The sequence below is a fragment of the Sulfurospirillum diekertiae genome (assembly GCF_002309535.1).
Lineage (GTDB): Bacteria > Campylobacterota > Campylobacteria > Campylobacterales > Sulfurospirillaceae > Sulfurospirillum > Sulfurospirillum diekertiae.
Genome location: NZ_CP023275.1, coordinates 2348392 through 2362069, shown reverse-complemented (window position 1 = coordinate 2362069; position 13678 = coordinate 2348392). Strand labels below are relative to the sequence as shown.

Sequence of the window (13678 nt, the reverse complement as noted above, 5' to 3'; positions counted from 1 at the left end):
CTTCTAACTTTAGTAGCCACCTCGTGTCACTTATGCAAGGAGCATCAATCCTTGATAGGTCAAGAAGGCCAATACCCACGCTGTCGCAAAGGTAAAGATGACGAGATAAACGGTATAGCGTGCCTCTTCTGCTTCTTTCGCAAAGACTGCGGTTGCTGCAAGGCATGGTAAGTACACCATGACAAAGACGATAAATGCCATTGCCGATTGAAAACTGATATTGGCGGTAATGATCGCACGAAGTGAACCATCGTCTTCTTTGACGCCATCACCCAAAGAGTAAAGAACGCCGAGCGTTGAAACAATAACCTCCTTAGCGGCTAGTCCACTGAATGTCGCTACACTCATTTTCCAGTCAAAGCCCAGTGGTGCAAAAGCGGGCTCAATCGTCTTACCGATCATGCCAAGGTAGGTTTGCGCCATCAATTTCTCACGTTTTTCATTTTCTAACGCTTTTGTGGCCTCTTCCAAAGAAGCGCTTTTATCTTCCTCAACGGTTTTTGTAGCCTCTTCAACTTCAGGAGCACTTGGCTGTAACGCCTCGATTTTAGTAGCGTATTCTTCTTCAATCAGGCTGTTCTTAGGGTATGAACTGATAAACCAGATGAGCATGGAAGCCATCAAAATAAACGTACCCGCTTTTTTGATATACATCAGGGATTTTGAATAGACCACAAACCATAAAAGCTTTAAACTTGGTAAACGATACTTTGGCATCTCCATAACGAAAGGTTCATCTTCACCTTTAAACGCACTCACACGAAGGATTTTAGCGGCAATAAGCCCCAAGAGTGCTCCAGTGATGTAAATCCCAAAGAGAACATTTCCTGCCATTGTTTCTTCAAAAAAAGCGCCAGCAAAAAGTACATAGACCGGAAGACGTGCGCCACAACTCATAAAACCGATGATAAACATCGTCAGCAGACGGTCTTTTTTATTTTTCAACGTACGTGCAGCCATGTAAGCGGGAACGGAACATCCAAAACCTGTGACGAGCGGTACAAAGCTTTTGCCGTGAAGTCCAAACTTATGGAAGAAGCCATCGAGCAAGAAAGCGGCTCTAGACATATACCCTGTCGTTTCAAGCAATGCAATGCCTAAAAACAAAATCATAATGTTCGGTAAAAACATAACAACGCTGCCCACACCCGCGATGATACCATCGGCAATCAATGATTTCATTGCTTCATTACTGATGGTACTTCCGACGGTCTCTGCCAGCCAGCCAAAACTCGCTTCAATCCAGTCCATCGGAATTCGCCCTAGCGTGAAGGTGAGCTGAAAGAGTCCCCACATTAAGAAAATGAAGATTGGAAGCCCTAAAAGTTTATGAATTAAAATCGCATCAATCGTCTGTGTGAGATTTTTGCGTATTACTTTGGTGACATGAAGCACTTCGGCACTCAGCCCTGCACTAAACGCACCATGTTGACGGTTGATGATCTCTTCGATATCTTCACTTTGAGCGTACATGTAAACATGTCCAAGGGCATTATTGAGAAGAGGGTGCAACTCAACATACAGAGGTTGTTCATGCATTAGCGCATAAATTTCTCTTTTTTGCCATAGAAGTCCCACTGCAATTTGACGGTTGCTAAAATGAGGTGTTGCAAAATGTTTATCTTCTAAAAAACGCACGATCGTTTGAAGTTGCTCTTCGACTTCATCGCTGTAAACCAATTTGGGTGCAATGAACGCATTTTTAGTGACATGTAAAATCTGATCAATCAATATATCAATGTTCGTTTTAATTTTTGAAGAGACACGCACGCAAGGAACAGAGAGAATTTTGCTCATAGTCTCCGCATCAATGTCAATGCCTTCTTTAATGGCTTCATCGTCCATATTTAAAGCAATGACCATCTTTCTTTGAAGCTCCATCAACTCGGTTGTCAGCATTAAATTGCGTTCCAAGTTGGTAGAATCGACAACATTTAATATGAGATCGTATTCACCTTTTTGTAAAAAATCTTTGGTGACTTTCTCATCAGCCGAAAAATCTTCAAGAGAATAAAGACCGGGAAGATCAATAAACTCAATCGCGAAATCTTCTGTTTTTAAACGAGCGGTCGCTTTTTCTACTGTAACGCCTGCAAAGTTACCGATTTTGAGGTTTGATCCACTCATCGCGTTGGCAAGATGGCTTTTGCCCACATTGGGTTGTCCTACGAGAGCTATGACTATTTTTTGCATTAGGCGACCTCTACTTCGATGAGTTTGGCTTCATCAAAACGCAAAGCAATAGAGCTATAGCCCAGTGAAACTTTAATGGTATTTTTTTGAAGGCTTGTTTCGACCACTTCAACCTCTTTGCCAATGCCCAGTCCGAGTGAGAGAAGACGTTTTTTGAGGGTGTTTTGCGCGTGAATGCTTTTAATATGCGCTTTTTGATTTTTGTTGATTTGCGATAAATCGATCATAAATTATCTCCTTTGTTTTATCAAAACCTACTTCATACAGAAGCGTATTTTTAGGTTTTGATAATTGTTATTGAAATAATAGAGAAACAAAGCTTTGACTTTGCTTTATTTTGATTTTTGTTATCAACTTTATAAGAGGTGATTAGAAAAGCGTTGGTTGTAGAAGTGATTTAATTTTGAAAGATTTACGGTGCAGTTCGCAGTATCCAAAGGCTTTAATTTTTTCGACATGTAAAGCACTTCCATAACCTTTGTGTTTTTCAAATTCATACTGAGGATACGTAGAGGCAATTTCATACATATAGCGGTCACGACTCACTTTAGCCAAAATACTTGCCGCACTCACTTCAGGTACTTTGGCATCGGCTTTGATCATGGTGGTAATGCCAGATACGCCAAAATTGCAGTTACCATCCATCAAAATATCATGACCTTCAAAATGCGCTTTGATTGTTTTTATGGCGTACCTAAGACAAGCACTTAAGCCTTTGGTATCAACCATGAGGTTATCGCAAAAGACGATTTTAAATTCTGCTTTGCTCTGTAATATCTCAAAAAAAGCTTCACGCTGTTTTTCGCTGAGTTGTTTGGAATCGTTAAGTCCTACGACAGGCTCTTTTAAAATGGCTCCTGCTACAACCAAAGGACCAGCTAAACATCCACGTCCCGCTTCATCAATACCACATAACATTCAAACTCCTTTACATGTAAACGAAGTTTAGTGTAGATTTGCTAAAATGTCCCAAAGGAGTCTATCCATGTTACACGAAAAAGAAGATCTTGAAAAAGCATTTAACAAAGAGCTTTTTGTCATTAAAAATGACCTCTATTATCAACAGATTGATCTTACTAAAAATGGCAAGAAAGAACTTTTACGTGTGGATATTTCCTATAGACCACACAGCACACTCAGCGGAGATACCTACTCTTTACGTAAGACCAATGACGGAAGGCTGGTTGGTTTTATCGCCGATGCAATGGGTAAAGGACTCTCCGCGGCGATGAGTGCGATGGCGATCACGCGATTTTTAAACTATTTTTTTGATGAGTTGGAAGATGAAGAGGGTTTTGTCTTTGATGTTTGGATTAAAAAGACATTGAAGTTTTTACAAAAAAATCTTTTTGATGAAGAAATTATGAGTATTGTGCTGATCGAGTATGACATACAAGAATCTATCATCAAGTATGCATCCTGTGGCATGCCGACTTTTTTTATTTTAAGTGAGGAAAATGAATTTCAAGCAATTCGCAGTAATAATCCGCCACTGAGTATTTTTACCGAGAATGTGCGCACGATGAGTCTGCCTTCTATTCCTATTGCTAAAATGCTCTGTTACAGTGATGGATTGAGTGAGAGTAGCACCTCGGATGGTAAGTTATATGCTTCCTACTTGAAGGAGGATTTTATTGATTCGATTTGTGTCAAAGACTTTCGCGATAAAGTGAGCGCACGTATTGGCAAAGGTGATGACGATTTGACCTACGTTTATATTCAAAAGCTTGCACGATCCAAAGAGTTTGAAACATTACGTATTGCAAGCACCTACGAAGCCATTGATGAATCTTTAACAACCATTTCGCAGTATTTAAAAGAGCATGATGTGGACAGTAAAACGTTGAGCCAGATTATGCTCACACTTTCAGAGCTGTTACTCAATGCTTTAGAACACGGGAGCTTTGGCGTTGATAAAGCGCATAAAAATTATTTGATAGAGCATAATTTATTTGATGATGAGATGGCACGTCTTGAAAAACTACATCAACACAAAAAAATCAAAATAACGTATGGAATTCTTCCAAGCGGAAAGCGTCAACTCTTTGAGGCGACCATTAGTGATCAAGGAGAAGGGTTTGATACGATGGTGTTGAAAAACATTGTCATTAATGCTGAAAAATTTAATGGTAGAGGATTTGTGATTATTCGAAAACTTTTAGATCACTTCTATTTTAATAAAAAAGGTAATGCCATTACGATTCAAAAATTTATTACACCTTTTTTAGAGTTGTAGTGCCCATTCCCAAAAAGGGGCGATGGAAAAGCTAAATCCTTCAATGTCTTTGGCACTTTCACTGCTCAGCGTGACGACTTCAATACGCTTTACATGTAAAGCCCAAAAAGTGGGTAAAAGCTTTTGAAGTTTCATCTCAATCGCCTCTGTGGTCGCAAAGCCTACGCATAAAATAGCTAAGGATTCATCGGGTAGATAAAAGTCAATTCCTTCTTCGTAAAAGACTTTTTTACCGCGCTTGATGAGTTCTAAAAAAACCATATTTTCAAAACGCTTCAAAAAGTCTTTTTTAAAGGTCAGGGCATCTTTGAGCGCAAAATCAATAGGATAGACTTTTTTCGTGTTACTTGGTTGATTGTATTTTTCTACTAAAAAAAGAAGATTTTGATCGATGAGTTCAGAGGTTATGGCATAGAGCTTATCTTTGGAGATTTTTGTAAAAACTTTCAGATGATTATAAATCTGGAAAAGTGAAATTTTTGAGCCTTGCATTTCACATAAACGTTTGTAGATGAGAAATGTTGTGGTATCTCCTAAAATTAGGTGAAGCATCTCTTGCATCTGTTTTTGGGAATTTTGTTCACTATTTTGCACGATTTGTGGAAATGTTCCATTGTTGGTATAAAAGTTAAAAAGATGTTCAATATTAGAGTGTTTTTTGTCAAAAGAGATAAATTCTTCAAAATCGAGTGGAAAAAGTATGAGAGAATCATAGCCTTTAAGTGTTTTCCATGTAAAGATAGTTGTCAGTAAAATTTCATCGACGTTTGGAAGTTCAAAAGAGAAGTCAAAATGCTCTATTACCAGCAGTTTGATACGATTTTTTTGCACAAAAGTGGCTAGATTTTCAGCGACTAAATGAGTCTCAATGCGGTCATCGGAAAAATCAATATAAAGGTAGCTACCTTTTTCATAATGACTTAAATGATCAATAATCAGATGACTTTTTCCACTCTTCCGTGGTCCATAAAGAATGCTTTTTTTATGGGTAATAGAAATTTTACGATCAAAAAAGAGTGTGTTTTTGAAATTCATTTCATAAAAAAATTGAAGTGTTTGCATCTCTTTCCTTTGAAAAAAGTGTATAACTTTCCTTATTAAAAGGAAATAAAATAACTATTCTTAATACAAAAAGCCCCATATTTGTTGACTTTTGATATCTATTGTTGTAAAATCACAGTCCTTTAATTAGGTCATCTTCAAGGTGGCAAGTTCTTTACAGGGGTACAAATGGAAAAAATTAGACTTAAACTCAAGGCGTATGACCATAGAGTTTTAGACAGATCTGTTGCAGCTATCGTTGAAGCTGTTAAACGAACTGGAGCCGAAATTGTCGGACCAATTCCTATGCCTACAAAAGTCAAGCGCTATACAGTGCTTAGATCTCCGCACGTAAATAAAACTTCAAGAGAGCAATTTGAGATGAGAATCCATGCACGTATGATTGACATCGTGTCTGCGACTACGGATACAGTTGATTCACTCATGAAACTTGACCTCGCTCCAGAAGTCAATGTTGAAGTTAGAGCTATGGGTAAATAAGGGGTAATGATGGAATATATTATTGAAAAAATCGGCATGAGCCGAACAATTGCAGTACCAAGCGTTCCTGTCACGTTACTCAGAGTTTTAGAAGCGAAAGTATGTGAAGTTAATGCTGATAAACGCGCTTTAGTTTCGTATGTTAGTGGCAAAAAAATGAACAAAGCTATTGCAGGTCAGCAAAAAAAGTATAACCTTTCTGCTGCATTCAATCGTTTTGTGACACTTGATGTTGCAAATGCAGAAGCGGGCGATTTAGATACAGCACCTTTGGGCGAAGCAAAAACACTTAAAGTGTCTTTGAATACTAAAGGTAGAGGTTTTGCAGGTGTTATTAAACGCCACAATTTCCAAGGTGGTCCTGGTGGACATGGTAGTCGTTTTCACAGAGCTCCTGGTTCAATCGGTAACTGTGAATGGCCGGGTCGTGTTCAAAAAGGCAAGAAAATGCCTGGTCACTATGGTAACACTCAAGTCACCGTAAAAAATGAGATCGTTTCATTTGACGCACAAAATGGTATCTTGGCTGTTAAAGGCTCAGTTCCAGGTGCAAATGGATCATTAGGTAAAGTAAGGATTGTTAAATGAGTAGTGCAATCGTATTAAATGAAAAATTAGAAAATGTTGGTGCATTGGCTCTTCCTGCAAGTTTTGAAGAAGTCCATTCACATAACCTATATCTTTATGTCAAATCATACCAAGCTGCACTTCGTTCAAACACTGCAAACACCAAAACAAAAGGTGAAGTAAGCGGTGGTGGTAAAAAACCTTGGGCTCAAAAAGGTCGAGGTGGTGCACGTGCTGGTAGTAGAAGAAGTCCAGTATGGGTTGGTGGTGGTGCTGCATTTGGCCCTAAAGCTAACAAAAATTATGATTTAAAAGTCAACAAAAAGCAGAAAAAATTGGCGCTTGAATTCGCATTGAATGAAAAAGCAGTCAATAACGCACTTTTTGTTGTTGATTCTTTGAGCGTTGAATCTGGTAAAACCAAAGACGCATCAAAAATCGTTAAAACACTTGGCACAAGAGACGCATTAATCGTTAAAGAATTGGTTGATGAGAAAACATTGTTAGCGTTTAGAAATCTTCAAAACTGCTACCTTGTCGAAGCAAATGAGCTTAATGCGTATTTAGCAACTGCGTTCTATGCGGTAATCATAGAAAAATCAGTGCTTGAAACAATCACAAAAGAGGGCTAAGAATGGCTGATATTACTGATATTAAGGCAATCCTTTATACTGAAAAGAGCTTGAGCCTTCAAGAGAATGGTACAGTTGTTATCCAAACTTCAGTAAGAATGACAAAAAATGGTTTAAAAGAAGTATTAAAACAATACTTTGGTTTCACTCCATTAAAAATCAATTCTCTTAGAGTTATGGGAAAAGTTAAGAAGTTTAAAGGCATTGAAGGCAAACGTAATGATTTTAAAAAGTTTTATGTTCAGTTGCCAGAGGGCGCTAAACTAGAGAATGTGGAGGCGTAATCATGGCAATAAAATCATTTAAACCCTATACACCAAGTCGTAGATTTTTAACAAGTCTTGATTCTGGTGACATTACTGCTAAAGCGAGTGTTCCTTCACTTCTCGTGAAAATCGCTGCAACTGCAGGTAGAAATAACAATGGTAGAATCACTTCTCGTCATAAAGAAGCTGGTGCAAAAAAACTTTACAGAATTATTGATTTCAAACGTAGAAAATTTGGTATCGAAGGTACAGTTGCTGCTATTGAATATGATCCAAACAGAAATTGTAGAATTGCACTTATTAATTATATTGATGGAGAAAAAGCTTATATTCTTCAACCATCAGGATTAAAAGTAGGTGATAAAATTCAAGCAGCTGAAAGTGGACTGGATATTAAACCAGGTAACGCAATGAAGCTAAAAAGTATCCCTGTTGGTACTATCTTACATAACCTTGAACTTAAACCAGGTAAAGGCGGACAAATGGCACGTAGTGCTGGTGGTTACGCTCAACTTATGGGTAAAGAGACTCAATATGTTATGGTAAGACTTCCAAGTGGTGAGATGAGACAAATCTTGGCTGAGTGTATGGCTACGGTGGGTGTTGTTGGAAATGAAGATTGGGCAAACGTTGTTATCGGTAAAGCGGGTCGTAACAGACACCGTGGTATTAGACCTCAAACTCGTGGTTCTGCAATGAACCCAGTCGATCACCCACATGGTGGTGGTGAGGGTAAAACCAACTCAGGACGTCATCCAGTAACTCCATGGGGACAACCAACTAAAGGTAGAAAAACTCGTAAGAAAAAAGCGAGCGACAAACTGATTATTTCTAGAAGAAAAGGAAAATAGATGGCTAGATCGCTAAAAAAAGGTCCTTTTGTTGATGCTCATTTGTTGAAAAAAACGGTTGAAGCAAAAGAGACAAAATCAAACAAGCCGATTAAGACATGGTCTCGTAGAAGTACTATTATTCCTGATATGATCGGTTTGACATTTAACGTCCATAACGGTAGAAACTTTGTTCCAGTATATGTTACAGAGAACCATATCGGTTATAAGATGGGTGAATTCGCACCAACTCGTACGTTCAAGGGTCATAAAGGCTCTGTTCAGAAAAAAATTGGTAAGTAGGTAGACTATGAGTAAAGCAATATTAAAATTTATCAGATTATCTCCTACAAAAGCAAGGTTAATTGCGCGTGAAGTTCAAGGAATGAATGCTGAGCTTGCTATGGCAAGTTTGGAATTTATGCCAAACAAAGGTGCAAAAATCATCTCTAAAGTGATCGCTTCTGCTGTTTCTAATGGCGGATTTGAACCACAAGAAGTCATTGTCGCTTCTTGCCGTGTTGACGCAGGTCCGGTACTTAAACGTTTTCTGCCAAGAGCAAGAGGTAGTGCGAGTGGCATTAGAAAACCAACTTCTCATGTATTTGTTGAAGTAGCAAAAGCTGCAAAGAAGGAAGACTAAGATGGGTCAAAAAGTAAATCCGATTGGTTTAAGACTTGGTATTAATAGAAACTGGGATTCTCGTTGGTTTCCAGGTAAGCAAACCTTAGCGACAAGCATTGGTGAAGATTACAAAATTAGAACATTTTTGAAAAAAGAGCTTTACTATGCAGGTGTCAGTCAAATTTTGATCGAGCGTACTGCTAAAAAGCTTAGAGTTACAGTTGTTGCTGCACGTCCTGGTATCATTATTGGTAAAAAAGGCTCTGATATTGAAAAATTAAGAGTTAAATTGACTAAATTGATTGATAAAGATGTTAATGTTAACATTAAAGAAGAGAGACGTCCTCAAGCTTCAGCACAACTTTGTGCAGAAAACGTTGCAATGCAACTTGAGCGTCGTGTAGCCTTTAGAAGAGCAATGAAAAAAGTAATTCAAGGTGCACAAAAATCAGGTGCTAAAGGTATTAAAATTTCTGTTTCTGGACGTCTTGGTGGTGCTGAGATGGCAAGAACTGAATGGTATCTTGAAGGACGCGTTCCACTTCATACCCTTCGTGCAAAAATCGATTACGGTTTTGCTGAAGCACATACAACATACGGTGTGATTGGCGTTAAAGTATGGATCTTCAAAGGTGAGGTACTTGTTAAAGGTATCGTTCCGGAAAAAGAAGAAGCATCTGAAAAAGAGAATTCACGTAAGCCAAGAGCGCGTAAAGAGAGAGGTAAAAACTAATGTTAATGCCTAAAAGAACGAAATATAAAAAGCAGATGAAAGGCCGCAATCGCGGTGAAGCCCATAGTGGTGCTTCAATCTCTTTTGGTGAAATCGGTCTCAAAGCTGTTGAAGCTGGACGTATTGATTCACGTCAAATTGAGGCTGCGAGGATTGCGTATACAAGACATGTTAAACGTCAAGCTAAGACTTGGATTCGTGTATTCCCAGACAAACCATTAACAGCTAAACCTATCGAAACACGTATGGGTAAAGGTAAAGGTTCTGTTGATAAGTGGGTTATGAATGTTAAGCCTGGTAGAATTATTTTTGAAATGGCAGGTGTACCTGAAGAGTTGGCTCGTGAAGCATTAACTCTTGCAATGCATAAATTGCCTTTTAAAACCAAGATTGTAACTCGAGAGAGCGAAAATGAAGTATATTGATTTAAACGGCAAAAGCGCGTCAGAGCTTTTAGAGTTGTTAAAAGAGAAAAAGGTTCTTTTGTTTACATTAAGACAAAAGTTAAAAACAATGCAACTTACTAATCCAAATGAGATTAAAGAAGTTAGAAGAGATATCGCGCGTATTAATACGGCAATTTCTGCTCAAAACAAGTAGGGGTAACTAATGGCTTTAAAACGAGAGATTCAAGGCGTAGTTGTTCAGAAAACTGGTGATAAAACTATCACCGTTTTGGTAGAGAGACGTGTAATGCACCCAAGATATCGCAAGTTCGTTAAACGTTTCAAAAAATACCTAGTCCATGATGAGAGCAACCAAGTAAAAATCGGCGACACAGTAAGCGCTATCGAGTGCAGACCACTTTCAAAAAGAAAGTCTTTTAGACTTAGCGCAGTTGTTAAAGTGGGAGTTGAATAATGATACAAAGTTTTACAAGATTAGCTGTTGCTGATAACAGTGGTGCTAAAGAAATCATGTGTATTAAAGTTCTTGGTGGTAGTAAACGTCGTTATGCAACGGTAGGTGATGTTATCATCGCTTCTGTCAAAAAAGCTTTGCCAAGCGGTAAAGTTAAAAAAGGACAAGTTGTCAAAGCGGTTATCGTAAGAACAAAAAAAGAAATTCAAAGAGAAAATGGTTCATTGATTCGTTTTGATGAAAATGCAGCTGTTATTCTTGATAATAAAAGAGAGCCAATCGGTACAAGGATTTTCGGACCAGTTGGTCGTGAAGTTCGTTATGCTAACTTCATGAAAATCGTATCTTTGGCACCGGAGGTACTATAATGGCAACTAAAATGAAAATTAAAAAAGGTGATACTGTTAAAGTAATCGCAGGCGACGATAAAGGTAAAGAGGCAAAAGTTGTTCAAGTAATGCCCAAAACTTCACAAGTCGTTGTTGAAGGTTGCAAAGTAGTAAAAAAAGCCATTAAGCCAAGTGAGAGCAATCCTAAGGGTGGTTTTTCAAATATTGAAAAACCAATTCATGTCTCTAACGTAGCTAAAGTAGAGGGTAAATAATGAACAGATTGCAAGAGAAATTTAATGCTGAAGTTCAACCAGCATTAGTTAAAGAGTTTAATATTGCTAATCCTATGTTGTCACCTAAAATCGAAAAAATCGTTATTAGCGTTGGTGCTGGTGAAGAAGGTAAAGATACTAAGTTATTGCAAAATATCGTTGATACTATCTCTTTAATCGCTGGACAAAAAGCGGTTGTTGCGAATGCTAAGAAATCAGTTGCTGGTTTTAAAGTACGTGCTGGTTATCCAGTCGGTGTTAAAGTAACACTTCGTAAAGAGAATATGTATGTATTTTTGGACAAACTTATTTCTGTAGCACTTCCTAGAGTAAAAGATTTTAGAGGTCTTCCAAGAGTAGGTTTTGACGGACGTGCAAACTATAACTTTGGTCTTAATGAACAATTGATGTTCCCTGAAGTTGAGTATGATAATATCATGAAAACTCACGGAATGAATATTACAGTCGTAACAACTGCTAGCAATGATAAAGAGGCATTTAAACTTCTTGAACTCATTGGTTTGCCGTTCGCAAAAGGTAAATAATATGGCTAAAAAATCGATGATTGCAAAGGCTGCGAGAAAGCCTAAGTTTCAAGTAAGAGCATACACACGATGTCAAATTTGTGGACGTCCACACTCTGTTTACAGAGATTTTGGTATCTGCAGAATTTGTCTTCGTAAAATGGCAAATGAGGGTCTTATTCCAGGCCTCAAAAAAGCAAGCTGGTAAGGAAATAGACTATGATTAATGATCTAGTAGCAGATTCTTTAACAAGAATCAGAAATGCATCAATGAGAAAACTTGATGTCACAAAGTTAATGCATTCAAAACTGGTTGAAGCGATTTTAGTTATTTTCCAAAACAAAGGTTATATCGAAAGTTTTAACGTTGTTGAAGAAGGTCCTAAGAAATTTATCAATGTTGTTTTGAAGTATGACGCAAGAGGCATCCAAGTTATTAATGAAGTGAAAAAAATCTCAAAACCAGGCCGTAGAGTTTATAAAGGTCGTGATGAGATTAAACGCTTCAAAAATGGTTATGGTACGATTGTTGTTAGTACATCAAAAGGTGTTCTCAGTAATGATGACGCTCACAAAGCAGGTCTTGGTGGCGAAGTTATCTGTAGTATTTGGTAATTAGCTGTTCTTTTATGGTATTCGATATCCATTCTAAGATTGTAAGCTTATCGTAGACAAGTAAAAGGAAATAAAATGTCTCGTATTGGTAAAAAACCTGTCAAGATACCTGCTGGCATTGATGTGTCAGTAAATGGTAATCTCGTTGAGTTTAAAAAAGGTAGTGTTCAAAAAATATTGGATACTAAAGGAAATGTTGACGTAAATGTTCAAGATGGAGAGCTTGTATTTATTTCAAAAGGTGCTGATCGTCAGAGCAGCGCTTTTTGGGGAACATACCGTGCACTTGGTCAAAATATCGTCACAGGTTTAACTGAAGGTTTTAAAAAGCAACTTGAGATTAACGGTGTTGGTTATAGAGCTGCCGTTAGTGGTAATGTTCTTGAACTTCAACTTGGATTTTCTCATCCAATCAATTATGAATTTCCAAAAGATATTCACATTGTAGTTGAAAAAAACGTGGTAACTATTCAAGGTGATGACAAGCAAGTAGTTGGTCAGATTGCTGCCGAAATTAGAAGTTTTAGAGCTCCAGAGCCTTACAAAGGTAAAGGTGTTAAATATTCTGATGAAACTATTATCCGTAAAGCCGGAAAAACTTCCAAGAAGTAAGGGTAAGAGATGAGAGCAAATATTTTAAAACGAAAGCTTGCATTAAGAGTTAAGCGTAAAAAAAGAGTAAGAGCAGATATTTCTGGTACAAGTGAAAGACCAAGAGTCTCTTTCTTTAAATCAAACAGATTTATCTATGCGCAAGCAATTGATGATGTAAGTGGTGTTACTTTGGCAAGTGTAGATGGCAAAAAATTAGGTTTCAATGCTAGCAAAGCAAGTGCAGCTGAAGTTGCAAAAGCTTTTGCAGAGACGCTCAAGGCTAAGAATTTGACTAAAGTTGTCTATGATAGAAATGGTTATTTGTATCATGGTGTAGTTGCTGCTTTTGCAGATGGCCTTAGAGCAAACGGCATAGTGCTATAAGAAAAAGAAGAGGAAAACTATTCAATGGAAAAATACAACAGAGAAGAGTTTGAAGAAGTCATCGTTAACATTGGCCGCGTAACAAAAGTTGTTAAAGGCGGTAGACGTTTTAGATTTACAGCACTCGTTGTTGTTGGAAATAAAAAAGGTCTTGTTGGCTTTGGTTTTGGTAAAGCTAAAGAGGTTCCTGATGCTATTAGAAAAGCAGTTGATGATGCATTTAAAAACATTGTCAAAGTGAATATCAAAGGTTCAACAATCGCTCATGATGTTGAAGTTAAATTTAATGCAAGTCGTATTATTCTTAAACCAGCAAGTGACGGTACCGGCGTAATCGCTGGTGGTGCAACTCGCCCTGTTGTTGAGCTTGCAGGTATTAAAGATATTTTGACAAAGTCATTAGGTTCAAACAATGCTTCTAACGTGGTAAGAGCGACAATTAAAGCTCTTAGTATGATCAAAAGCTAAGTGG

Annotated in this window: 23 protein-coding genes and 1 pseudogene; 20 read left to right on the top strand and 4 right to left on the bottom strand. The window is 37.8% G+C overall.

Annotated elements, in window-relative coordinates:
• Positions 1-30 precede the first annotated feature (30 nt).
• From feoB to SJPD1_RS12135, 3 genes are all read right to left on the bottom strand, one after another.
• Entirely contained in the window at positions 31-2193 is a 2163-nt protein-coding gene (feoB, locus tag SJPD1_RS12145; RefSeq protein ID WP_096047374.1) for a ferrous iron transport protein B, read from the bottom strand.
• Entirely contained in the window at positions 2193-2420 is a 228-nt protein-coding gene (locus tag SJPD1_RS12140) for a FeoA family protein (RefSeq protein WP_226372200.1), read from the bottom strand. Before SJPD1_RS12140 ends, feoB begins: the two co-directional genes overlap by 1 nt.
• Positions 2421-2562: 142 nt before the next feature.
• On the bottom strand, positions 2563-3111 hold the full coding sequence (locus SJPD1_RS12135) for a ribonuclease HII (protein ID WP_096047373.1): 549 nt from the start codon (positions 3109-3111) through the stop codon (positions 2563-2565).
• 67 nt (positions 3112-3178) lie between these two features.
• On the opposite strand from SJPD1_RS12135, the gene SJPD1_RS12130 reads away from it, so the two are divergent.
• Positions 3179-4429 (top strand): ATP-binding SpoIIE family protein phosphatase, encoded by a 1251-nt coding sequence (locus SJPD1_RS12130; protein ID WP_168171361.1) that lies wholly within the window; start codon positions 3179-3181, stop codon positions 4427-4429.
• Here the strand turns inward: SJPD1_RS12130 and SJPD1_RS12125 are convergent.
• Positions 4418-5491 (bottom strand): ATP-binding protein, encoded by a 1074-nt coding sequence (locus SJPD1_RS12125; protein WP_096047371.1) that lies wholly within the window; start codon positions 5489-5491, stop codon positions 4418-4420. The genes SJPD1_RS12130 and SJPD1_RS12125 overlap by 12 nt on opposite strands.
• Positions 5492-5659: 168 nt before the next feature.
• On the opposite strand from SJPD1_RS12125, the gene rpsJ reads away from it, so the two are divergent.
• The 19 genes and pseudogenes from rpsJ (at position 5660) to rpsE (ending at position 13674) form a co-directional block, all read left to right on the top strand.
• Entirely contained in the window at positions 5660-5971 is a 312-nt protein-coding gene (gene rpsJ, locus SJPD1_RS12120; RefSeq protein WP_096047370.1) for a 30S ribosomal protein S10, read from the top strand.
• A 9-nt stretch (positions 5972-5980) separates the two neighbouring features.
• The gene (rplC, locus tag SJPD1_RS12115) at positions 5981-6559 is read left to right on the top strand and encodes a 50S ribosomal protein L3 (protein ID WP_096047369.1); all 579 of its coding nucleotides are present in this window, start codon (positions 5981-5983) and stop codon (positions 6557-6559) included.
• Positions 6556-7170, top strand: a complete 615-nt coding sequence (gene rplD, locus SJPD1_RS12110; RefSeq protein WP_087439381.1) for a 50S ribosomal protein L4 — start codon at positions 6556-6558, stop codon at positions 7168-7170. The genes rplC and rplD overlap by 4 nt, the downstream gene beginning before the upstream one ends.
• Positions 7171-7172: 2 nt before the next feature.
• Positions 7173-7454: a 50S ribosomal protein L23 gene (locus SJPD1_RS12105; protein WP_025345777.1), complete on the top strand. Its 282-nt coding sequence runs from the start codon at positions 7173-7175 to the stop codon at positions 7452-7454.
• A gap of 2 nt (positions 7455-7456) precedes the next feature.
• The gene (rplB, locus tag SJPD1_RS12100) at positions 7457-8287 is read left to right on the top strand and encodes a 50S ribosomal protein L2 (protein ID WP_087439380.1); all 831 of its coding nucleotides are present in this window, start codon (positions 7457-7459) and stop codon (positions 8285-8287) included.
• Positions 8288-8569: a 30S ribosomal protein S19 gene (gene rpsS, locus SJPD1_RS12095; RefSeq protein WP_025345775.1), complete on the top strand. Its 282-nt coding sequence runs from the start codon at positions 8288-8290 to the stop codon at positions 8567-8569.
• A 7-nt stretch (positions 8570-8576) separates the two neighbouring features.
• A pseudogene (rplV, locus tag SJPD1_RS12090) lies at positions 8577-8906 on the top strand (50S ribosomal protein L22); the annotation flags it as partial.
• 4 nt (positions 8907-8910) lie between these two features.
• Entirely contained in the window at positions 8911-9624 is a 714-nt protein-coding gene (rpsC, locus tag SJPD1_RS12085; RefSeq protein ID WP_087439378.1) for a 30S ribosomal protein S3, read from the top strand.
• Positions 9624-10049: a 50S ribosomal protein L16 gene (gene rplP / locus SJPD1_RS12080; RefSeq protein WP_087439377.1), complete on the top strand. Its 426-nt coding sequence runs from the start codon at positions 9624-9626 to the stop codon at positions 10047-10049. Before rpsC ends, rplP begins: the two co-directional genes overlap by 1 nt.
• A complete protein-coding gene (rpmC, locus tag SJPD1_RS12075; protein WP_037960715.1) occupies positions 10036-10224 on the top strand; it encodes a 50S ribosomal protein L29 in 189 nt (62 codons plus the stop codon). Before rplP ends, rpmC begins: the two co-directional genes overlap by 14 nt.
• Positions 10225-10233: 9 nt before the next feature.
• Positions 10234-10485 (top strand): 30S ribosomal protein S17, encoded by a 252-nt coding sequence (gene rpsQ / locus SJPD1_RS12070; protein WP_069478761.1) that lies wholly within the window; start codon positions 10234-10236, stop codon positions 10483-10485.
• Complete coding sequence (gene rplN / locus SJPD1_RS12065) at positions 10485-10853, top strand: 50S ribosomal protein L14 (protein ID WP_012857721.1); 369 nt, start codon at positions 10485-10487, stop codon at positions 10851-10853. Before rpsQ ends, rplN begins: the two co-directional genes overlap by 1 nt.
• A complete protein-coding gene (gene rplX / locus SJPD1_RS12060) occupies positions 10853-11089 on the top strand; it encodes a 50S ribosomal protein L24 (RefSeq protein ID WP_096047368.1) in 237 nt (78 codons plus the stop codon). The genes rplN and rplX overlap by 1 nt, the downstream gene beginning before the upstream one ends.
• On the top strand, positions 11089-11634 hold the full coding sequence (rplE, locus tag SJPD1_RS12055) for a 50S ribosomal protein L5 (RefSeq protein WP_087439375.1): 546 nt from the start codon (positions 11089-11091) through the stop codon (positions 11632-11634). Before rplX ends, rplE begins: the two co-directional genes overlap by 1 nt.
• Position 11635: 1 nt before the next feature.
• Positions 11636-11821, top strand: a complete 186-nt coding sequence (locus SJPD1_RS12050) for a type Z 30S ribosomal protein S14 (protein ID WP_012857718.1) — start codon at positions 11636-11638, stop codon at positions 11819-11821.
• A gap of 11 nt (positions 11822-11832) precedes the next feature.
• Entirely contained in the window at positions 11833-12228 is a 396-nt protein-coding gene (gene rpsH / locus SJPD1_RS12045) for a 30S ribosomal protein S8 (protein WP_096047367.1), read from the top strand.
• 75 nt (positions 12229-12303) lie between these two features.
• The gene (gene rplF / locus SJPD1_RS12040; RefSeq protein WP_096047366.1) at positions 12304-12840 is read left to right on the top strand and encodes a 50S ribosomal protein L6; all 537 of its coding nucleotides are present in this window, start codon (positions 12304-12306) and stop codon (positions 12838-12840) included.
• A gap of 9 nt (positions 12841-12849) precedes the next feature.
• Positions 12850-13206, top strand: coding sequence for a 50S ribosomal protein L18 (gene rplR, locus SJPD1_RS12035; RefSeq protein ID WP_096047365.1), 357 nt, complete (start codon positions 12850-12852; stop codon positions 13204-13206).
• Positions 13207-13230: 24 nt separating this feature from the next.
• On the top strand, positions 13231-13674 hold the full coding sequence (gene rpsE, locus SJPD1_RS12030) for a 30S ribosomal protein S5 (protein WP_012857714.1): 444 nt from the start codon (positions 13231-13233) through the stop codon (positions 13672-13674).
• The last annotated feature ends 4 nt before the right edge of the window (positions 13675-13678 follow it).